The 19704-nt window shown below is 74.9% G+C and carries 18 protein-coding genes; 15 read left to right on the forward strand and 3 right to left on the reverse strand.

From position 1 onward, the window contains the following. Positions 1-41 precede the first annotated feature (41 nt). Positions 42-539 carry an inorganic diphosphatase gene (locus ABD254_RS13825; RefSeq protein WP_344249308.1) on the reverse strand — a complete coding sequence of 166 codons (498 nt, stop codon included), beginning with the start codon at positions 537-539 and terminating at the stop codon, positions 42-44. Positions 540-730: 191 nt separating this feature from the next. Between ABD254_RS13825 and dacB the strand changes: the two genes are divergently transcribed. Further along, positions 731-2143, forward strand: coding sequence for a D-alanyl-D-alanine carboxypeptidase/D-alanyl-D-alanine endopeptidase (gene dacB, locus ABD254_RS13830; protein ID WP_344249001.1), 1413 nt, complete (start codon positions 731-733; stop codon positions 2141-2143). A gap of 67 nt (positions 2144-2210) precedes the next feature. Further along, the gene (locus ABD254_RS13835; protein ID WP_344249002.1) at positions 2211-3314 is read left to right on the forward strand and encodes a zinc-dependent metalloprotease; all 1104 of its coding nucleotides are present in this window, start codon (positions 2211-2213) and stop codon (positions 3312-3314) included. 21 nt (positions 3315-3335) lie between these two features. Here ABD254_RS13835 and ABD254_RS13840 read toward each other — a convergent pair whose 3' ends face one another. Beyond that, positions 3336-4601 (reverse strand): ATP-binding protein, encoded by a 1266-nt coding sequence (locus ABD254_RS13840; protein ID WP_344249003.1) that lies wholly within the window; start codon positions 4599-4601, stop codon positions 3336-3338. A 156-nt stretch (positions 4602-4757) separates the two neighbouring features. Between ABD254_RS13840 and tilS the strand changes: the two genes are divergently transcribed. From tilS to ABD254_RS13905, 13 genes are all read left to right on the forward strand, one after another. Beyond that, positions 4758-5873 (forward strand): tRNA lysidine(34) synthetase TilS, encoded by a 1116-nt coding sequence (gene tilS, locus ABD254_RS13845; protein ID WP_344249004.1) that lies wholly within the window; start codon positions 4758-4760, stop codon positions 5871-5873. An 11-nt stretch (positions 5874-5884) separates the two neighbouring features. Then, positions 5885-6436 (forward strand): hypoxanthine phosphoribosyltransferase, encoded by a 552-nt coding sequence (gene hpt, locus ABD254_RS13850; RefSeq protein ID WP_344249005.1) that lies wholly within the window; start codon positions 5885-5887, stop codon positions 6434-6436. A gap of 114 nt (positions 6437-6550) precedes the next feature. Beyond that, positions 6551-8635 (forward strand): ATP-dependent zinc metalloprotease FtsH, encoded by a 2085-nt coding sequence (gene ftsH / locus ABD254_RS13855; RefSeq protein WP_344249006.1) that lies wholly within the window; start codon positions 6551-6553, stop codon positions 8633-8635. After that, positions 8632-9240, forward strand: coding sequence for a GTP cyclohydrolase I FolE (folE, locus tag ABD254_RS13860; protein WP_344249007.1), 609 nt, complete (start codon positions 8632-8634; stop codon positions 9238-9240). Before ftsH ends, folE begins: the two co-directional genes overlap by 4 nt. Before the next feature lie 7 nt (positions 9241-9247). After that, positions 9248-10219, forward strand: a complete 972-nt coding sequence (folP, locus tag ABD254_RS13865; protein ID WP_425553796.1) for a dihydropteroate synthase — start codon at positions 9248-9250, stop codon at positions 10217-10219. Next, positions 10216-11874 (forward strand): 2-amino-4-hydroxy-6-hydroxymethyldihydropteridine diphosphokinase, encoded by a 1659-nt coding sequence (folK, locus tag ABD254_RS13870; RefSeq protein ID WP_344249008.1) that lies wholly within the window; start codon positions 10216-10218, stop codon positions 11872-11874. The genes folP and folK overlap by 4 nt, the downstream gene beginning before the upstream one ends. 1 nt (position 11875) lies before the next feature. After that, positions 11876-12355, forward strand: a complete 480-nt coding sequence (locus ABD254_RS13875; RefSeq protein ID WP_344249009.1) for a DUF3180 domain-containing protein — start codon at positions 11876-11878, stop codon at positions 12353-12355. A gap of 25 nt (positions 12356-12380) precedes the next feature. Then, positions 12381-12893, forward strand: coding sequence for a PH domain-containing protein (locus tag ABD254_RS13880; RefSeq protein ID WP_344249010.1), 513 nt, complete (start codon positions 12381-12383; stop codon positions 12891-12893). After that, on the forward strand, positions 12890-14515 hold the full coding sequence (locus ABD254_RS13885; protein WP_344249011.1) for a PH domain-containing protein: 1626 nt from the start codon (positions 12890-12892) through the stop codon (positions 14513-14515). Before ABD254_RS13880 ends, ABD254_RS13885 begins: the two co-directional genes overlap by 4 nt. Next, positions 14512-15540 carry a Rossmann-like and DUF2520 domain-containing protein gene (locus tag ABD254_RS13890; protein ID WP_344249012.1) on the forward strand — a complete coding sequence of 343 codons (1029 nt, stop codon included), beginning with the start codon at positions 14512-14514 and terminating at the stop codon, positions 15538-15540. The genes ABD254_RS13885 and ABD254_RS13890 overlap by 4 nt, the downstream gene beginning before the upstream one ends. Further along, positions 15537-16493 (forward strand): pantoate--beta-alanine ligase, encoded by a 957-nt coding sequence (gene panC, locus ABD254_RS13895; RefSeq protein ID WP_344249013.1) that lies wholly within the window; start codon positions 15537-15539, stop codon positions 16491-16493. The genes ABD254_RS13890 and panC overlap by 4 nt, the downstream gene beginning before the upstream one ends. A 109-nt stretch (positions 16494-16602) precedes the next feature. Continuing rightward, a complete protein-coding gene (panD, locus tag ABD254_RS13900; RefSeq protein ID WP_344249312.1) occupies positions 16603-17016 on the forward strand; it encodes an aspartate 1-decarboxylase in 414 nt (137 codons plus the stop codon). A 25-nt stretch (positions 17017-17041) separates the two neighbouring features. Continuing rightward, entirely contained in the window at positions 17042-18733 is a 1692-nt protein-coding gene (locus ABD254_RS13905) for an L-aspartate oxidase (RefSeq protein WP_344249014.1), read from the forward strand. Here ABD254_RS13905 and nadC read toward each other — a convergent pair. Then, positions 18730-19671 carry a carboxylating nicotinate-nucleotide diphosphorylase gene (gene nadC, locus ABD254_RS13910; protein ID WP_425553810.1) on the reverse strand — a complete coding sequence of 314 codons (942 nt, stop codon included), beginning with the start codon at positions 19669-19671 and terminating at the stop codon, positions 18730-18732. The genes ABD254_RS13905 and nadC overlap by 4 nt on opposite strands. Positions 19672-19704 lie beyond the last annotated feature (33 nt).

Below are 19704 nucleotides of genomic sequence, written 5' to 3' on the forward strand. Positions count from 1 at the left end.
ACAGGGTGCGGCGCCGTCGTCGTACGGCGAGCGGGAGGACGTCAGTGGGTGTTGTACCCGGTGTCCTTGGCGCGCTGGAAGGAACGCACGATCTCGGCCTCGGCGTCGCTGCGGCCGACCCAGTGCGCGCCCTCGACGGACTTGCCCGGCTCGAGGTCCTTGTAGACCTCGAAGAAGTGCTGGATCTCCAGGCGGTGGAAGTCGGAGACGTCGTCGATGTCCTGGCGCCACGCGGCGCGCTGGTCGCCCGTGGGGACGCACAGCACCTTGTCGTCGCCGCCGGCCTCGTCGCGCATGCGGAACATGCCCAGCGCGCGGCAGCGGATCAGGCAGCCGGGGAACGTCGGCTCCTCGAGCAGCACCAGCGCGTCCAGGGGGTCGCCGTCCTCGCCGAGGGTGCCCTCGATGAACCCGTAGTCGTCCGGGTAGCGCGTCGAGGTGAAGAGCATGCGGTCCAGTCGGATGCGACCGGTCTCGTGGTCGACCTCGTACTTGTTGCGCTGGCCCTTCGGGATCTCGATCGTGACGTCGAACTCCACAGTTCCTCCATGCTCGGACATGCTCGGTGCGGGCATGCTCGGTGCAGACGCCCTGTCAAAGTGTGCCACGGCCCTCCGGCCGCGCCCGGCCCGCACGCGTGGCCCGGAGGCAGCCGGGACATGGGAAGATACGCACGGAGTGCGGCACGGCGGGCCGGCTGTGACGATGCTCACGACACGGGGAGGTCTTCATGGGGTGGCGGGCTAGCGTCGGCGCCACCCTGACGACCGTGGTCGTGCTGTTCGGCGGCTACCTTGTCGCGGACGCGTACGACGTCGTGCCGGGCCTGCTCACCACCGCCCCCGCCCCGGCCGACCCGGCCCCGTTCCCCTCAGCGCCGGGAGCGACCACCGGCCCGCCGGTCGCACGCGTCCTGCCCGACCTGCCCGGGGACGCACCGGTCCCGGCGGCCGGCTCCGTGGCCGACCTCGTGGCCGACGTCACCGGTGACGACCAGCTCGGCAAGCGCGTCGGCGTGATCGTGACCGACGCCGCCACCGGCGACGTCGTCGCGTCGGCGGCCCCCGACCGGCCCATGGTGCCCGCCTCCACCCAGAAGGTGCTCACCGCCGTGGCCGCGCTCGCGGGGCCGGGCGGCGACACGACCCTGCCGACGACGGCCGTGCTCGACGGCGACGGCCACCTTGTGCTGGTGGGCGGCGGCGACATGATGCTCGCCGCGGGCGCCGGCGACGCGGACGCGGTGAACGGCCGTGCCGGCCTCGCCGACCTCGCCGACCAGGTCGCGGGCCAGGTCGGGCTCGAGGGGAGCCCGACCGTCACGCTGAGCGTCGACGACACCCTCTTCACCGGGCCCGCCCTCGCGCCGGCCATCCCGAAGGCCTGGATCAAGGGCTACATCGCGCCCGTGTCGGCCCTGGCCGTCGACGTCGCGCGGCTCACCGACGACGAGTACGCCCAGCGCCAGGACGACCCGGCGATGGCGGCCGCGCAGCAGTTCGCCGCCGCGCTCGAGCGGCGGGGCGTCACCGTGCGCGGTGACGTCACGCGCGCGAGCGCACCGTCGTCGGCGCGCGAGGTCGGCCGGGTCGAGTCCGCGCCGTTGCGCGACGTCGTCGCCTACCTGTTGCAGCACTCCGACAACACGATCACCGAGGTGGTCGGGCGCGTCGTCGCGCTCGACGCGGGCCTGCCGGGTTCGCTGGACGGCGCGCTGCAGGCGGTGACGGCCCAGGTGGAGGACCTCGGGGTCGACCTCGACGGCGCGACCCTCGTCGACCTGTCCGGCCTGGGCAAGGGCTCGCGGATGACGCCGCGCCAGCTCGCCGAGGTCCTCGAGCTGATGGTCGACCCGGACCACCCCGCGCTGCGGGAGGCGGCCCGCGGGCTGCCGGTGGGCGGCCTGTCCGGCACGCTCGCCGGCCGGTACCCGCAGGACAACCCTGGTCGTGGCTACGTCACCGCCAAGACCGGGAGCCTGCCGAACGTGCGCGGGCTCGCCGGCACGGTCGTCACCGCGGACGACCGCCAGCTCGCCTTCGTCACCCTTGCCGACCGGATCAAGGACACCTGGCGCGCCACCGACACGTTCGACGAGTTCGCGGGCGACCTCGCCGCCTGCGGCTGCGGCGCCGGTGGTTGAGCCCGTCGAAACCGGTCCCGTGGTCTCGACAGGCTCGACCGGCGGGTCGGGTCGTTACGGTGGTCCCGTGACTTCCCCCGCTCCGTCTGCGGAGCCCCTGCTCGACTGGACGGCCGCGGCGCAGGTCGCCGGCCGCCTCGCCCGCCCCGGACCCACCGCTCCCCGCGACGAGCTCGACTCGCTGGTCGGCGCGCTGCGCACGGCGGCGGCGGACGCCGTCGGGCACGTGCTGGACGTGACCGGCATGGTGCCGACTGGGCAGGCGGGCGTGGCTGTGCCGGACCTCGGCGACGTGCACGTCGTCGACCGCGCCGGCTGGGCGCGTGCGAACACCCGGTCCATGCGGGCCATGACCGACCCCGTCGCCCGGGCGCTCGGGCCCGAGATGCCGGCCACGTCGGGCGTCGCCCGGCTGGCCGGGGCGGCCGAGGTCGGGGGCCTGCTCGCGCTCCTCTCCGGGAGAGTGCTCGGCCAGTTCGACCCGTACGGCACCGACCGTGCCGACCGACGCGGCCGGCTGCTGCTGGTGGCGCCCAACGTGCTCGCGGCCGAGCGGGCGCTGGACCTGCGGCCGCGCGACTTCCGCCTGTGGGTGTGCCTGCACGAGCAGACGCACGCGCTGCAGTTCGCCGCCGCGCCCTGGCTCGCCGGCCACCTGATCGGCCGGGTCGCGGGACTGCTCGAGGACGTCACCACCTCGTCCGTGGCGATGGCGCGCGCCCCGCTGCGGCAGAAGGTCGCGCTCGTGGGACGCACCCTGCTGCGCGCCCTGCGCGGGGAGCTCGTCACGCCGCTGGACGGCATCCTCGGGCCCGCCCAGCGGCGGGAGCTCGAGGAGATCACCGCCGTGATGGCCCTCCTGGAGGGGCACGCCGACGTGATGATGGACGCCGTCGGGCCCCGCGTCGTGCGCTCGGTGCGCACCATCCGGGCGCGGTTCGAGAAGCGGCGCGACGGTGAGGGCGCGCCCGCCCTCGACGTGGTGCTGCGGCGCGTCCTCGGCATGGAGGCCAAGCTCGCGCAGTACCGCGACGGGGCCGCTTTCGTCCGGGCGGTCGAGGAGCGGGTCGGCCGGGAGGGTCTCAACGCCGTGTGGGCCGCGCCCGAGCACCTGCCCTCCGCCCGCGAGATCGCCGACCCGCGCGCCTGGGTGCGCCGGGTCCACGGCTGAGCGACGCTCACCCCGCGAAGGTCACGGGCCGAGGAGCGCGGCGGGTATCACGGCGATGCCGTCGGGCCTGCGGTAGGCGTAGGTACCGGTGGTGACGACGCAGAGGTCGGCCACCAGGTCCGGGAGCTTCTGCTTGAGCCAGTGCAGGTGTCGCAGGTCGTGATCGGTCGGCGCGGTGCTCAGCTTCACTTCGATCGCGACGATCCGACCGTCTCGCCGCTCGACGATCAGGTCGACCTCGTGCTCCCCCCGCTCGGTCCGGAGGTGGCCGACGTGCGCGTCAGCAGACTCCGCATAGACCTGGACGCTCTGCGCGACGAGGTTCTCGAAGAGCGCGCCGAGCAGGGTTCCCTCCCGAAGATCGGCGCTCCGCGTGTCCGCGCCGCTCAGCAACCCTCCCGCGTCGATGCCGAGTAGGTTGGCAGCCAGTGCGGGGTCGGCCAGCTGGTGTTTCGGTGACTTGGCGAGACGGTTGAGGTGGTTCCGCGTCGGCAGCCACGCGGGCACGGGGTCGAGAATCCACAGGCCGTCGAGGACGTCGCGGTAGGCCTGGACGGTCGACCGCGCGGGCTTCTCCGCCTCGCCGGGCGTCGCGGCGTCGAGGATCTTCGAGTACGTGACGGTCATCGAGGTGGCGGCCGCATAGGCGGTCAGCCATGACCGGAGGGTCCGCGGCTTCTTGACGACGAGCCCCTGCTCGGGGAACGAGCGTTGGACGATCGCGTGGACGTAGCCCTCGAGACGGGCCGTCCGTGCGCGCGTCGACAGGTCGTGGATGTCGGGGAAGCCGGACGCGGTGATCTCCTCGGCGTACTCGGGCATGCCGACCTCGGTCGAGCCGTCGATATCGGCTGACGTGTCGAACAGCCTGGCCAGGCTCACCGTGGGCGTCTCGACTCCCCGCTCGGCGAGGCTCAGGGGACGCATGCGAAAGGCCACCATCCGACCTGCGCCGGTGTGCGTCGGGGCTGACGTCGGCACCGCGCTGCCCGTCAGGAGGTACGAGCCGACGTGGTCGTCGACGGCGCGGCGGACCAGGTCCCAGGACGCGGGGAAGCGTTGCCACTCGTCGACGAGCAGCGGATGGTCGAGCCGGCGGATCCGCTCGGGGTCGCCGGCGAGCAACGATCGTTCCTGGTCGGAGTCCAGCCGGATCGCGGACCTCGCGCGGCGTAGAGCTGTCGCGGTCTTGCCGACACCCTTGGCACCGTAGATCTCGATGGCGGGAAGCTCGTCGGCCAGCTCGTCCAGCAGATCGTCCAGGATGCGCCTGCGGTAGTCGGTCATGGCGTTGACGCTACCGACCCTCCGTTCCGTACGCTACAGAAACGCCATCGCCTATGCGACGTATTCTCCATCAGTCACGCTACATATTCCGGATGCCGGTAGGTTGGGATCGCCCTGTCGCCCAGGGGACGACGGCAGGCAGGAGGTGGACCGTCCATGACACGTGTGGACCCCGCGCTCGCGGCGGCACGGACGTCCGTGCGGGCCGAGCTCGCGGACCTGGCGGCCGCGGGGGGCCTCGGCCCGGGCGGGCTGGTGCTTGTCGCGTGCTCCGGCGGCGCGGACAGCCTGGCGCTGGCCGCCGTCACCGCCGTCGAGGCCCGCCGGGTGGGCCGCTCGGTGCGCTCGCGCGGGTACACGGTCCGGGCCGGCGCCGTGGTCGTGGACCACGGCCTCCAGGCGGGGTCGGACGGCGTCGCCGCGCGGGCGGCCCGGCAGTGCCGGGAGCTCGGTCTCGACCCCGTCGTCGTGCGCCGGGTGCGGGTGGACGACGGCCCGGGCACGGGCGGGCTCGAGGCGGCCGCGCGGGCGGCGCGGTACGCGGTGCTCGACGACGTCGCCCGCGAGCAGGGCGCCGCGGCCGTGCTGCTCGGCCACACCCTCGACGACCAGGCGGAATCCGTCCTCCTGGGGCTGGCGCGCGGCAGCGGCGCCCGGTCGCTCGCCGGGATGCCGTCGCACCGCGGGGCGTACCGGCGCCCGTTCCTCGGCCTGCGGCGTGCGCAGACCGAGGCCGCGTGCGCCGCGCTCGGGCTGGACTTCTGGACGGACCCGACCAACCTGCTGCCGGACGCCGCGCCGGACGCCGCGGTCCCGGCGCGCACGCGGGTGCGCGGCGTCGTCCTGCCCGCGCTCGAGGACGCGCTGGGGCCCGGCGTCGCCGAGGCGCTGGCGCGCACCGCCGACCAGCTCCGCGACGACGCGGACCTGCTGGAATCCCTCGCCGCCGAGCTCCTCGCCGCGGCACGCATGTCAGACGACCTGGTCACCGGGGTGAAACCTGTGTCTGACACCGGCGACGTCGCGCTCGACGCCGGTGTCCTGGCCGCCGCGCACCCGGCGCTGCGGCGGCGGGCGCTGCGGGCGGCGGTGCTCGCTGCCGGGTGCGCGCCGGAGGCGACGACGGCGCGCCACGTCGACGCCCTGGACGCGCTGGTTGTCTCGTGGCGTGGACAGGGACCCGTCCATCTGCCGGGCGACGCCCGCGCCCTGCGCGCGTGTGGCAGGCTTTTGCTGCGCCCAGCCCCACCCAGGCCCAACCCCCGCCCCTAGAGGAGCAACCCGTGGATCAGTCCGACGTCTCCGGCGACCTTGCCAACATCCTCCTCACCGAGGAGCAGCTCGGCAGCAAGCTCGACGAGCTGGCCGCGAAGATCGACGCGGACTACGCCGGCAAGGACCTCCTGCTGGTCGGCGTCCTCAAGGGCGCGGTCATGGTGATGGCCGACCTCGCCCGCCGCCTGCACCACCCCGTGCAGATGGACTGGATGGCGGTGTCGTCGTACGGCTCGGGCACCAAGTCGTCCGGCGTCGTGCGCATCCTCAAGGATCTCGACGCCGACCTGACCGGCCGCAACGTGCTGATCGTCGAGGACATCATCGACTCGGGGCTGACGCTGTCGTGGCTCGTGGCCAACCTGCGTTCCCGCGGGCCGGAGTCGGTCGAGATCGCGACGATGCTCCGCAAGCCGGACGCCGCGAAGGTGGAGGTCGACGTGCGCTACGTCGGCTTCGACATCCCCAACGAGTTCGTCGTGGGCTTCGGCCTCGACTACGCCGAGAAGTACCGCAACCTCCCGTTCGTCGGCACGCTGGCGCCGCACGTCTACAGCTGATCGGTGGGCGTCGCGCCCTCGGCGAACACCCACGGTTCGTCCACACCCAGCGTGTAGCGTCGTGGACACACATTGCCCGGACGGAAGGGAAGCGGGGCGCCGTCCCCGTCGCCGATGAACATCAAGAAGATCCTCAGTGGCCCGATCGTCTGGATCGTGGTCGGCCTCGTGCTGGTCTCGCTGGCCTTCAGCGCGTTCAACACCGAGCGGGTGTCGCGGATCGAGACCTCGCAGGGCCTCGAGCTGTTGCAGGGCGACACCGTCGACCATGCGCTCGTCGTGGACGGTCAGCAGCGCGTCGAGCTCGAGCTGAGCGAGAGCTACGTCACCGACGCGGGCACGGAAGACGAGCAGGACCACGGCACGAAGGTCGAGTTCTTCTACGTCGCCCCGCAGGGTGAGGCCGTCGCGACCGCCGTCGAGAGCGCGGACCTGTCCGACGGCTTCGACTCCGAGGTGCCGCAGCCGAGCTTCTGGGGCTCGATGCTGTCGTTCATCATCCCGTTCCTCCTCATCGGCATCGTGTTCTGGTTCATCCTGTCCCGCATGCAGGGCGGCGGGAAGAACGGCGTGATGGGCTTCGGCAAGTCCAAGGCCAAGCTCATCAGCAAGGACATGCCGCAGGTGACGTTCGCCGACGTCGCGGGCGTGGACGAGGCGGTCGAGGAGCTGCACGAGATCAAGGAGTTCCTCTCCGAGCCGGCCAAGTTCCAGGCCGTGGGCGCGAAGATCCCCAAGGGCGTGCTGCTGTACGGCCCGCCCGGCACCGGCAAGACCCTGCTCGCGCGCGCCGTCGCCGGCGAGGCAGGCGTGCCGTTCTACTCGATCTCCGGCTCGGACTTCGTCGAGATGTTCGTCGGCGTCGGCGCCTCCCGCGTGCGTGACCTGTTCGAGCAGGCGAAGAACAACGCGCCCGCCATCATCTTCATCGACGAGATCGACGCCGTCGGCCGGCACCGCGGCGCCGGCATGGGCGGCGGGCACGACGAGCGCGAGCAGACCCTGAACCAGATGCTCGTCGAGATGGACGGCTTCGACGTCAAGACGAACGTCATCCTCATCGCGGCCACCAACCGGCCGGACATCCTCGACCCCGCGCTGCTGCGCCCCGGCCGCTTCGACCGGCAGGTCGCCGTCGAGGCTCCGGACCTCAAGGGCCGCGAGCACATCCTGCGGGTGCACGCGATGGGCAAGCCGATGGTCGAGAGCATCGACCTGGCAGTCGTCGCGCGCCGCACCCCGGGCTTCACGGGCGCCGACCTGGCCAACGTGCTCAACGAGGCCGCGCTGCTCACCGCGCGCAGCGGCGCCCAGCTGATCGACGACCGCGCCCTCGACGAGGCGATCGACCGCGTCATCGCCGGCCCGCAGAAGCGCACCCGCGTCATGCAGGTCAAGGAGCAGAAGATCACCGCGTACCACGAGGGTGGGCACGCCCTGGTCGCAGCGGCGATGCGCTACACCGACCCCGTCACCAAGGTGACGATCCTGCCGCGCGGGCGAGCCCTCGGCTACACGATGGTCATGCCGATGGAGGACAAGTACTCCACCACCCGCAACGAGCTGCTCGACCAGCTCGCGTACGCGATGGGCGGCCGCGTCGCGGAGGAGATCGTCTTCCACGACCCGACCACGGGCGCCAGCAACGACATCGAGAAGGCCAGCGCGATCGCCCGCAAGATGGTCACCGAGTACGGCATGAGCGAGCGGATCGGGGCGATCAAGCTCGGTATCGGCTCGGGCGAGCCGTTCATGGGCCGCGACATGGGCCATCAGCGCGACTACTCGGAGGCCGTGGCCGGCACGGTCGACCACGAGGTGCGCAAGCTCATCGAGGCCGCGCACGACGAGGCGTGGGAGGTGCTCACCCAGTACCGCGACGTGCTCGACGACCTCGTGCTGCGCCTGCTCGAGAAGGAGACGCTCAACCAGGCCGAGCTGGCCGAGATCTTCGAGCCGATCACCAAGCGCGAGCCGCGCGACGTGTGGCTGTCCAGCGAGCAGCGCACGGTGCACACCCGCGGGCCGATCATGACCGACGGCGAGCGGGCCGCCCTGTCGGACGGCAACGGGCAGTCGGTCGTCGTGCCGCAGGACGAGGCCGCCGTCGTGGGCGAGGGGACCTCCCACCCGACCGGACCGGACTTCGGCCCGGGGCTGGGACCGGACGCCGAAAACCCCGCCGGGGGGTCCCGGTGACGGAAGCGGCGTTCGGCGTCCGCCGGGCGGCGGACGTGCCGCAGTACGACGAGGCACGCGCCGAGGCGGCCGTGCGCGAGCTGCTGCTCGCCGTCGGCGAGGACCCGGAGCGCGAGGGCCTGCGGGAGACTCCCGCCCGGGTGGCGCGCGCCTACCAGGAGATCTTCTCGGGCCTGCGCCAGGAGCCCGAGGACGTCCTCACCACGACCTTCGACCTCGGCCACGAGGAGATGGTGCTGGTGAAGGACATCGAGGTGTACTCCACCTGCGAGCACCACCTCGTGCCGTTCCACGGCGTCGCCCACGTCGGGTACATCCCCAGCGTCGACGGCCGGATCACGGGACTGTCGAAGATCGCCCGGCTCGTCGAGGTGTACGCCCGCCGCCCGCAGGTGCAGGAGCGCCTCACCACGCAGATCGCGGACGCGATGGTGCGCATCCTCGAACCGCGGGGCGTGCTGGTCGTGGTCGAGTGCGAGCACCTGTGCATGTCGATGCGCGGGGTGCGCAAGCCCGGCTCGCGCACTGTCACGTCCGCCGTGCGCGGGGTGATGCAGAACTCGGCGACGCGCGCCGAGGCGATGAGTCTCGTCGCGGGGCGGTGACCGGCCGGTGAGCGGACACCCGCGCGACGCGGAGGTCGCCGGGCTGCCCGGACTGTCCGGCACGGGCCGCTGCCTGGTCATGGGCGTCGTCAACATCACGCCCGACTCGTTCTCGGACGGCGGCGAGTGGTTCGAGCCCGAGGCGGGCGTGCAGCACGGGCTCGACCTGCTCGCCGAGGGCGCGGACCTGCTCGACGTCGGCGGCGAGTCGACCCGGCCCGGGTCGGCGCGCGTCAGCGAGGACGAGGAGCTGCGGCGGGTGATCCCCGTGATCGGGCGGCTCGCCGCGCACGGCGCCGTCGTGTCCGTCGACACGACGCGCGCGTCGGTGGCCCAGCGGGCCGTCGAGGCCGGGGCGCGCCTCGTCAACGACGTCTCGGGCGGGCTCGCCGACCCGCGGATGGCGCACGTCGTGGCCGACACCGGGGTCGCGTACGTGGCGATGCACTGGCGCGGGCACGCCGACGTCATGGACGGCCTCGAGGTGTACGACGACGTCGTGGCGGACGTGCGCGACGAGCTCTCGGCGCGCCTGGACGTGCTGCTGGCGGCGGGGGTCGACCAGAAGCAGGTCGTCCTCGACCCGGGCCTCGGCTTCTCCAAGGCGGGCGCCCTGAACTGGCCGCTGCTCGCGCACCTCGACGCGCTGCACTCCCTCGGGCGCCCGGTCCTCGTGGGGGCGTCGCGCAAACGGTTCCTCGGCCACCTGCTCGCCGGCTCGCCCGGCCTGCCCGCCGACGAGCCGGCGCCTCCGCTCGCCCGCGACGACGCCACGGCCGCGATCTCCGCGCTGGCCGCCGCCGCGGGAGCGTGGGCGGTCCGGGTGCACGCGGCCCGCGCCAGCGCCGACGCCGTCCGCGTCGCGGACGCCTGGACGTCGGCCGGTCTCGCCGGGCAGGATGCCGGGGCAACCGGAGCAACCCGCACCACCACCGGCGGCGCTGCCGCCGCCGACGCCGAACGAAAGGGCACCTCGTGACGTTCGCCGCAGCCGTACCGGGACCCCACGGACAACCGCTCGACCAGATCCGACTCGACGGGGTCTCGGCCACCGGACACCACGGGGTCCTGCCGCACGAGCGGGCCGAGGGCCAGGTGTTCCGCGCTGACGTCGTCCTCCACCTGGACACGCGTGCGGCCGCCTCGTCCGACGACCTCGCCGCGACCGTGAGCTACGCCGACGTCGCCCAGGACGTGCACGACGTGCTCGCGGGGTCGCCGGCCGACCTCGTGGAGACCGTCGCGGAGCGCATCGCCGCCGTCGTGCTCGACCGGCCCGCCGTGCACACCGTGGACGTGCGGGTGCACAAGCCGCAGGCGCCCATCGAGGTGCCGTTCGACGACGTCTCGGTCGTCGTGCGGCGCGACCGGGCCCACGCGCCCGTCGTCGCCGCGCCGCTCGCCCTCCCGCAGGCTCAGGAACCGCTGGTCGAGCCTGTCGAGACCCCGGTCGCCGCCGTTCCCGCCGCCCTTCCGCTGGCTCAGCAGCCGCCGGCCGAGCCCGTCGAGACCCCGCCCGCCGTCGACCCGCTCGACGCCGTGCCCGAGCAGCCGGTCGAGGCGGTGCTGGCCCTCGGCGCCAACCTCGGCGACGCGCAGGTGACGCTGCGCGAGGCAGTCACCGACATCGACCGCATCCCCGGCATCCAGGTCACCGACGTCTCGCCGCTCGCGCGGACCGCTGCCGTCGGCGGGCCGGAGCAGCCGGACTACCTCAACGCGGTGCTGGTGGTGCGCACCGCGCTCGCCCCGCGCGACCTGCTGCGCGCCGTCCAGGAGGTCGAGGCGCGGCACGGCCGCGTCCGTGACGAGCGGTGGGGCCCGCGGACCCTCGACGTCGACATCGTGCAGTACGGCACGCTGACGTCGACGGCGCCGGAGCTGGAGCTGCCGCACCCGCGTGCCCACGAGCGCGCCTTCGTCCTGGTGCCGTGGGCCGAGGTCGCGCCCGACGCCGTGCTCGGCGGGCTCGGCGGCGGTGTGGTCGGACAGCTCGCCGTCACCGCGCCGGACCGGGCCGGGATCCGCTGGCTCGCGCTCGACTGGCTCACGGGCCCCACGCAGAGCACCGGCCAGGTCGTGACCGACGCCGGACCGGCGCCGTCCGCGCCCGTCCCGCAGGCGTCCGAGCCGGAGGCGGTGCCGGGCGCCCCCGTCCCGCAGGCGTCCGAGCCGGAGGCGGTGCCGGGCGCGCCCGTGCCGGCCCCCGCCCCGGAGCAGCCCCCGGCGCCCGGGCCGGTCTTCCACGTGCCGTCCGCCCCCGCCGCGCCCCAGGAGCAGCGACCGGCCGACGGGCCTCCCGTCGACGCCGTGCCGCCGTTCGCCGCCGTCCACCCGGCCGACGCCGTCCCGCCGGCACAGGCCGTCCCGAGCCCGCACGCCCCCGTGCCGCCGGCGCCGGACCACCCGCAGGCCGTGTGGGCGCCGACCGAGGGCCCCGTCTCCGGCGTGCCGGCGTCGCCGGACGACGCGACCAGCCAAGGGGTCCGGCCCGAGCCCGCCCCGTTCACGCCCTACGGCGGCGAGCCGGCGACCTCCGACCCGTTCCCGACGTTCGGGGTGACCGGCGCCGACCAGCCCGACGACGGGCGCGACGACGACGGGTCGCACGACGACGAGGGGCGCGACCGCTGACATGCGTCGCACCTCCGTGGGCACCCTCGCCCTGGTGGCGGGCGTGGTGGCCGTCGTCGGGGCGGCGCTGCTGCGGCTGCTCGAGTCGCAGGGCGTCTACCTGCCCGCGGCGGCCTGGGTCGAGTACGTCGCGATCCTGGCGCTGGCCGGCGGCATCTTCTGGGCGGGCTGGGCCGTGCGCGCCTACCAGCGCGGCGACCGGCCGGGCCTCGACCCGATGCGCGCGGCGCGGACGTTCGTGCTGGCCAAGGCCGGCGCCCTGACGGGTGCGCTGCTCACCGGCCGCTACCTCGCGACCGTGCTCGTCATGCTCGGCCAGCTCGACATCGAGTCCCGCCGCGACCAGGCGGTGGCCGCCGGCATCGGCGCGGCCTGCGCCGTCGTCCTCACCGTCGTCGGGCTCGTGGTGGAGAAGTTCTGCGAGCTGCCCCCGCCCGACGACGCCGACGGCGAGGAGCACGCCGACCCGCTGCCGTCGTGACCGGTTCGGATGGAAGGATGGGGCCATGACCAGCATCCCGACTCCGGGCCCGCCGGCGTCCGGCCCCTTCGACCCGCCGGACGTGGTGTGGCAGGGAGTCTCCCCGCGCCTGATCCAGGCCCAGCTGATCTCGTCGACCGCGGTCGCCGCGGTGCCGATCGTCGCGGGGACCGTGCTCGCCGTCCTCTTCTCCCTGTGGTTCTGGCTGCTCGCCGGCGTGCCGGCGGCGCTGCTGGTGTGGGGGGTGCTGCTGATCCCGCGCCAGGTGCGCGCGATCGGGTACGCCGAGCGGGACGACGACCTGCTGATCCGCAAGGGCATCATGTTCCGCTCGCTCGTCGTGGTGCCGTACGGGCGGATGCAGTTCGTCGACGTCGAGGCGGGTCCGCTGGACCGCAAGCTGGGCATCGCGAAGGTGCAGCTGCACACCGCCTCGGCGAGCACCGACGCCGACATCCCCGGCCTCGTCCCCGACGAGGCCGAGCGGCTGCGAGACCGCCTCACCGCCCGCGGCGAGGCGAGGCTGGCGGGGCTGTGATCGCACCGGCACCGGCCGGCCCGACCGACGCCGGCCTGAGGTGGCGCCGCGTCCACCCCGTCACCCCGTTCGTCCGGGGCTGGGCGGCGATCGTGGCGGTCCTGGTCATCGGCAGCCAGCAGGTGCTCGACGACGTCGCGGGCCTGCTGCGGGCGGCCGGCGAGATCGGCGGCCTGTGGTGGATCGTGCTGCTCGTCGTCGTGGCGTTCGTGGGGATCGTCTTCGGCTACGCCGCGCTGGCCTGGCGGATGACCGCGTACGCGGTGGACGACGACGCGGCGCACCTGCGCAAGGGGATCCTCTTCCGCCAGCAGCGGCACGCGCGGCTCGACCGGCTCCAGGCCGTCGACGTGCGCCAGCCGCTCCTCGCCCGTCTCTTCGGGCTGGCCGAGCTGCGGCTGGAGGTCGCGGGCGGCTCGGACTCCGGCGTCGCGATCGGCTTCCTCAAGGAGTCCGAGGCGCAGCGGCTGCGCGCCGACCTGCTCGCCCGTGCCGCGGGCGTCAAGGCCGCGCGCCGCACCACGGCGCCGGTCGAGCCCGTCGAGACCACGCCCTCGTCGGTCGAGACGGCCGCGCCTGTCGAGACCTCGTCCGCGTCGGTCGAGCCTGTCGAGGCCACTCACGGGGTCTCGACCCTCCGACCGGCCGAGGAAGACGGGAGCGCGACCGCCGGAAGGGCCCCGTCCGACGGGGACGACGACGACCTCGACGCGCCGCCCGAGGCGCCGGAGCGGCAGGTCTACGAGGTGCCGCCATCGCGCCTGCTGCGGTCGTTGCTGCGGCTGCCGGGCCTGTGGCTGTCGGTCCTGCTGCTGGTCGGCCTCGGCGTCGCGGTCGCGCTGACCCGCAACTTCGGCATCCTGGTGTCGGCGGCGCCGGCGGTGCTCGGCGTCGGCGGCTACATGTTCCAGCGGTTCGCGGGCGAGTTCGGCTTCCGCGCCGCGCTGTCGCCCGACGGCATCCGCCTGCGCCACGGTCTGCTCGAGACGCGCGCCCAGACCATCCCGCCGGGGCGCGTGCAGGCGGTCTCGCTCACGCAGGGGCCGTGGTGGCGGGGGCCGGACTGGTGGCGGGTGCGGGTCAACGTCGCGGGCTACGGCGTGGGCGAGGGCGGCAACGCCGAGTCGCAGAGCGTCCTGCTGCCGGTGGGACCGCGCTCCGAGGCGCTCACCGCACTGTGGCTGGTGCTGCCGGACCTCGAGGCGGGCGACGCGGACGAGACCCTCGCGCTGCTCGACGAGGCGCTGACCGGGGACGCGCGGACGGACCGGTGGTTCGTCACCAGCCCGCACCGGGCGCGGCTTCTCGATCCCTGGAGCTGGCGGCGCAACGGCTACGCCGTCACGGGCCGCGCCCTCCTCGCCCGCGGGGGCCGGTTCGTGCGGCGGCTCGAGGTCGTGCCGCACGAGCGCACGCAGTCCCTCGGCCTGGACCAGGGCCCGTGGCAGCGTCGTCGGCACCTCGCGTCCGTGGCGCTGCACTCGACCCCCGGGCCGATCAGCCCGGCCGTGCACCACCTGGACGCGGACGAGGCCGCGCGGCTGCTCGGCGAGCAGTCCGTGCGCGCCCGCGCGGCGCGGGCGCACGCCGGCCCGGAGCGCTGGATGGAGGGCCCCCGATGAGCGTCCCGGCGGGCGGGCACGGCGGCTCGCGCCCCGGCCGGCTCGGCGTCGGCGTCGTGGGCGCCGGCCGCGTGGGCGCGGTCCTCGGCAGCGCGCTGCGCGCCACCGGCCATGCCGTCGTCGGCGCCAGCGGCGTGAGCGACGCGTCGCGCGAACGCATCGCCACGCTCCTGCCCGGTGTTCCGCACCTGGAGGTGCAGCAGGTCGTCGAGCGGGCGGAGCTGGTGCTGCTGGCCGTGCCGGACGACGCGCTCGCCGACGTGGTCTCCGGGCTCGCGGCCCTCGGGGCGTGGCAGCCCGGGCAGCTCGTCGTGCACACGTCGGGGCGGTTCGGCACCGCCGTCCTGGAGCCCGCGCGCGCTGCCGGCGCGATCCCGCTCGCGATCCACCCCGCGATGACGTTCACCGGGACGTCCCTGGACCTGCACCGGCTCGAGGGCTGCACGTTCGCCGTCACGGCGCCGGCGGCCGTGCAGCCGATCGGCCAGGCGCTCGTGGTCGAGGTCGGCGGCGAGCCCGTGATCGTCGACGAGGCGGCACGCGGGCTGTACCACGCCGCACTCGCGCACGGCGCGAACCACCTGGTGGTGCTGGTCGCGCAGGCCGCGCAGGCGCTGGAGGCCGCGGGGATCGAACGTCCCGGCCGGGTGCTCGCGCCGCTCCTCGGCGCGGCGCTCGACGGCTCCGCCCGCGCGGCCGACGTGCGCGAGGGCGTCGGGCCCGGGGCGATCGCTGCGCTCACCGGCCCCGTCTCGCGCGGCGACGTCGGCACGGTGCGCACCCATCTGGACGCGCTGGGCGGCCTCGGCGCCGGCACGGGCGCGACCGACGTCGCGGCGTCGTACGCCGAGCTCGCCCGCGCCGCCACGCGACGCGCCCTGGCCGCGCACCGGATCGACGACGGCGCGGCCCGTGCCCTGCTCGACGCGCTGGCCCCGCCGGCGGCACGTCCTCCGGTGGCAGGTCCGCCGGTCGAGCCCGTCGAGACTCCCGAAACCCCCGACGAGAACCAGGAACGACCGTGACCGACCAGACCCCGACCTCCCCCGCCGTCGTGCGCACGCGCGACGCACTGCGCGACGCCCTCGCCGTGTGGGCGATCTCCGGGGCGGAGCCGACCGACCGGCGTGCCGTCGTCATGACGATGGGCGCGCTGCACGAGGGGCATCTGCGGCTCGTGCGCCGGGCGCGCGAGGAGGCCGGCGCCACCGGCCAGGTCGTGGTGACGATCTTCGTCAACCCGCTGCAGTTCGGCGCGGGCGAGGACCTGGACGCGTACCCCCGGGACCTGGACGGCGACGTCGCGAAGCTCGCCACCGCGGGCGCGGACCTCGTGTTCGCCCCCACGCCCGACGTCGTGTACCCGGACGGCGACCCGATCGTGCGGGTCTCGGCGGGCCGCGTCGGCCAGGTGCTCGAGGGGGAGTTCCGTCCCGGCCACCTGGACGGCGTCCTCACGGTGGTGCTCAAGCTGGTGCACCTGGTGCGGCCCGACGTCGCGCTCTTCGGCGAGAAGGACGCGCAGCAGCTCCTGGCCGTGCGCCGCATGGTGCGCGACCTCGACCTCGACGTCGACGTCGTGGGCGTGCCGACCGTGCGTGAGGCGGACGGCCTGGCGATGTCGTCGCGCAACGCCTACCTGTCCGACGACGAGCGGCGGCTCGCGCTCGCCCTCTCGCGGGCGCTGCGCGGCGGCGCCGACGAGGCCGCGGCAGGGCGTGGGGCACGCGCCGCGCTCGCGACCGCGTCGGGAATCCTCAACGGCGCCCCCGGCGTTGTGGTGGACTACCTCGCGCTCGTCGACCCGGCTACCGTGGAGGCCGTGCCCGCGGACCACCGCGGCCCGGCCCTCCTGCTGGTGGCGGCGCGCGTGGGCACCACCCGACTGATCGACAACCAGGCCGTGGACGTCGTCGCCGCCCCCGAAGGGTCCGGCACCCCGGACGACGCCGCAGGTCAGGAGGCACCCCGTGACTGACCAGCCCTCGAACTCGTCGCGGCTCGACCCGGCGCTCGACCGGGAGCTCGAGCGCTCGACCGAGCGCGCCCGCGCCCGTGCGGCCCGGCCGGCGTCGCTGCAGCGCCCGATGATGATCGGCAAGATCCACCGGGCGACGGTCACGCAGGCCGACCTGCACTACGTGGGATCCGTCACGGTCGACACCGACCTGCTCGAGGCCGCGGACCTGGTGCCCGGCCAGCAGGTCGACATCGTCGACGTGACCAACGGCGCCCGCCTCACGACGTACGTCATCCCGGGGGAGCCCGGTGGCGGCCAGATCAGCATCAACGGCGCGGCCGCGCACCTGGTGCACCCCGGCGACGTCGTCATCATCATCGCCTACGGCATGCTGTCCGACGCCGACGCGCGCACCTTCTCGCCGAACGTCGTGTTCGTCGACTCCGACAACCGCATCGTCGAGACCGGCGAGGACCCGGGCCAGGTGCCCGACGGCCACGGCCTGCAGGCGAGCGGGCTGCCGTTCGCCTCCGTGCGTTGAGTCGCCCCGACCCGGCGACGGCCCGGTGACGCCGCCGCGGCTCGCCCGCGCCCTCGCCGCCCCAGCCCCCGGCTGGACGACCGCCGCCGACGCGGTCGTCGTCGGGTCCGGCATCGCAGGCCTCACGGCCGCGCTGGAGCTGCGCACCCGGGTCCCACGGGTGCTGCTGGTCACCAAGGGCGAGCTCTCGTCGGGCTCGACGGTGTGGGCGCAGGGCGGCATCGCGGCCGCGCTGCACCCCGACGACACCCCGGAAGCCCACCTGTCCGACACGCTCGTCGCGGGCGGCGGGCTGAGCGACCCCACTGCGGTGCGCGTGCTGGTCACGCAGGGGCCGGACCGCGTGCGGGAGCTCGTCGCGCGCGGCACGTCGTTCGACGTCGGGCCCGACGGCGGCATCGCCCTCACCCGCGAGGGCGGGCACCGGGCCGACCGCATCGCGCACGCCGGCGGGGACGCCACCGGGGCGGAGATCTCCCGCGCGCTCGTCGCACAGATCGACGCCGTGCGGCACGACCCGGGTATCGAGGTCATCGAGAACGCGCTCGTGCTCGACGTCCTCACCGGCGCGCCCGACCGCCGGTCGAGCCTGTCGAGACCCCGCAGGCCCGTCGCCGGCGTCACCCTGCACGTGCGCGGCGCGGGCACGCGCGACGGCGTCGGCGCCGTCCTGGCGCCCGTCGTCGTGCTCGCCACGGGCGGCGTCGGGCAGGTCTTCCGCTCGTCGACCAACCCGCCCGGCGCCACAAGCGACGGCATCGCGGCCGCGCTGCGCGCCGGCGCCGCCGTCGGCGACCTGGAGTTCGTGCAGTTCCACCCCACCGTGCTCTGGCTCGGGCTGGGCGCCAAGGGTCAGCAGCCGCTCATCAGCGAGGCCGTGCGCGGCGAGGGCGCGCTGCTGCTCGACGTCGACGGCCACCGCTTCATGCCGGCCGAGCACGAGCTGGCCGAGCTGGCGCCCCGGGACGTCGTCGCGCACGCCATCGTGCGGCGCACGGCCGCCACGGGCGCCGACCACGTGCTGCTGGACGCGCGCCACCTCGGCGCCGGCTTCCTGCGCCGCCGGTTCCCCAGCATCACCGCGCGGCTCGCCGACCACGGCATCGACTGGACCGAGGAGCCGGTGCCGGTGGCCCCCGCGCAGCACTACCACTCGGGGGGCGTCGTGACGGACCTGCACGGGCGCACGTCGGTGCCGGGGCTGTACGCCGTCGGCGAGGTCGCGTGCACGGGCGTGCACGGAGCCAACCGGCTCGCGTCGAACTCGCTCCTCGAGGGCCTGGTCTTCGCGCACCGCGCGGCACGCGACGTCGCGCGGCGTTACGACGACGGCGGGCCGAGGACGGCGCCCGAGCCCGTCGACCGCCCGGGGCCGACGGCGCTGGTCGCGGCGGCGGCACGCTCGCGCATCCAGCGGGCGACGTCCGACGGCGCGGGCCCGGTCCGCTCGGCGGAGTCCCTCGGGCGGGCGGCGGCGGCGCTCGCGGACGTGCGGACCGACGCGCACCGGGCGAGCGACGTCGTGGCGGGCCCGCAGGCCGCCGAGTGGGAGACCACGAACGTGCACCAGGTGGCCACGGCGCTCGTGCGCGCCGCCGCCCTGCGCGCGGAGTCGCGCGGCGGGCACTTCCGCACGGACTTCCCGGCCCCCGAACCGGCCTGGGAGCGCCGCGTCGCCCTCGCCCTCGACGACGACGGCACTCTCTCGCAGCGCTAGGCGCGCAGGTCGAGCGCCAGGTCGAGGATCGGCGCCGAGTGGGTGAGCGCGCCGACCGAGAGGTAGTCGACGCCGGTCTCGGCGACCTCGCGGGCACGGTCCAGCGTGAGGTTCCCCGTCGCCTCGAGCTCGACGTGCGCCGGGACGGCGTCGCGGCCCTGCCGGTCGCGGACGGCGGTCACGGTCGCCGCGAGCACGGGCGTCGGCATGTTGTCGAGCAGCAGGAAGTCTGCGCCGGCGTCGAGCGCCTCCAGCGCCTGCGTCGTCGTGTCCGCCTCGACCTGGATCAGCACGTCCGGGAAGGTGTGCCGCACGGCCTCGACCGCGCCGCGCACCGAGCCGGCGGCGACCACGTGGTTGTCCTTGACCATCGCGACGTCGTACAGGCCCATGCGCTTGTTGGTGCCGCCGCCCGCGCGCACGGCGTACTTCTCCAGGGCCCGCAGCCCGGGCGTCGTCTTGCGGGTGTCGAGCACCCGCGCGCCCGTCCCGGCGAGCTCGCGCGCCCAGGCGGCGGTCGCCGTCGCGACGCCCGACGCGCGCGACGCGAGGTTGAGCAGCGTCCGCTCGGCGACCAGCAGCACCTGGACCGGCCCGGCGAGCGAGGCCAGCACCTGACCGGGCCGGGCGGCGTCGCCGTCCTGGGCGTGGAACGTCACGGTCGGCACGACGAGGCCGAGCCGCGAGGCGACCTGCCGCAGGGTCTCCGCGACGACGACGAGGCCCGCGACGGTGCCGGGCGAGCGGGCGACCAGGTCGGCCGTCCCGGTGCCTTCCGCCGGGATCGTGGCCTGCGTCGTCACGTCGCGACCGGGCGCCGGGCCGAGGTCCTCCTCGAGCGCCGTCGCCACCGCGCGGGCGACCCACGCGGGGTCCAGGCCCGGCTCGACGGCGGACGGCTGGTCGAAGACGGGCAGGTCGCGGTGCGGGTCGGTCACGCTCACGGTGCGCAACGCTACCGGCCGCGAGGG

The sequence above is a fragment of the Isoptericola hypogeus genome (assembly GCF_039531145.1).
GTDB classification, from domain to species: Bacteria; Actinomycetota; Actinomycetes; order Actinomycetales; family Cellulomonadaceae; genus Isoptericola; species Isoptericola hypogeus.

Coding starts and splice junctions, on each gene's coding strand:
- dacB (WP_344249001.1), top strand. CDS start 731: ATGGGGTGGCGGGCTAGCGTCGGCGCCACCCTGACGACCGTGGTCGTG.
- ABD254_RS13840 (WP_344249003.1), bottom strand. CDS start 4,601: ATGACCGACTACCGCAGGCGCATCCTGGACGATCTGCTGGACGAGCTG.
- ABD254_RS13880 (WP_344249010.1), top strand. CDS start 12,381: ATGACCAGCATCCCGACTCCGGGCCCGCCGGCGTCCGGCCCCTTCGAC.
- ABD254_RS13890 (WP_344249012.1), top strand. CDS start 14,512: ATGAGCGTCCCGGCGGGCGGGCACGGCGGCTCGCGCCCCGGCCGGCTC.
- tilS (WP_344249004.1), top strand. CDS start 4,758: ATGACACGTGTGGACCCCGCGCTCGCGGCGGCACGGACGTCCGTGCGG.
- panD (WP_344249312.1), top strand. CDS start 16,603: ATGATGATCGGCAAGATCCACCGGGCGACGGTCACGCAGGCCGACCTG.
- ftsH (WP_344249006.1), top strand. CDS start 6,551: ATGAACATCAAGAAGATCCTCAGTGGCCCGATCGTCTGGATCGTGGTC.
- ABD254_RS13875 (WP_344249009.1), top strand. CDS start 11,876: ATGCGTCGCACCTCCGTGGGCACCCTCGCCCTGGTGGCGGGCGTGGTG.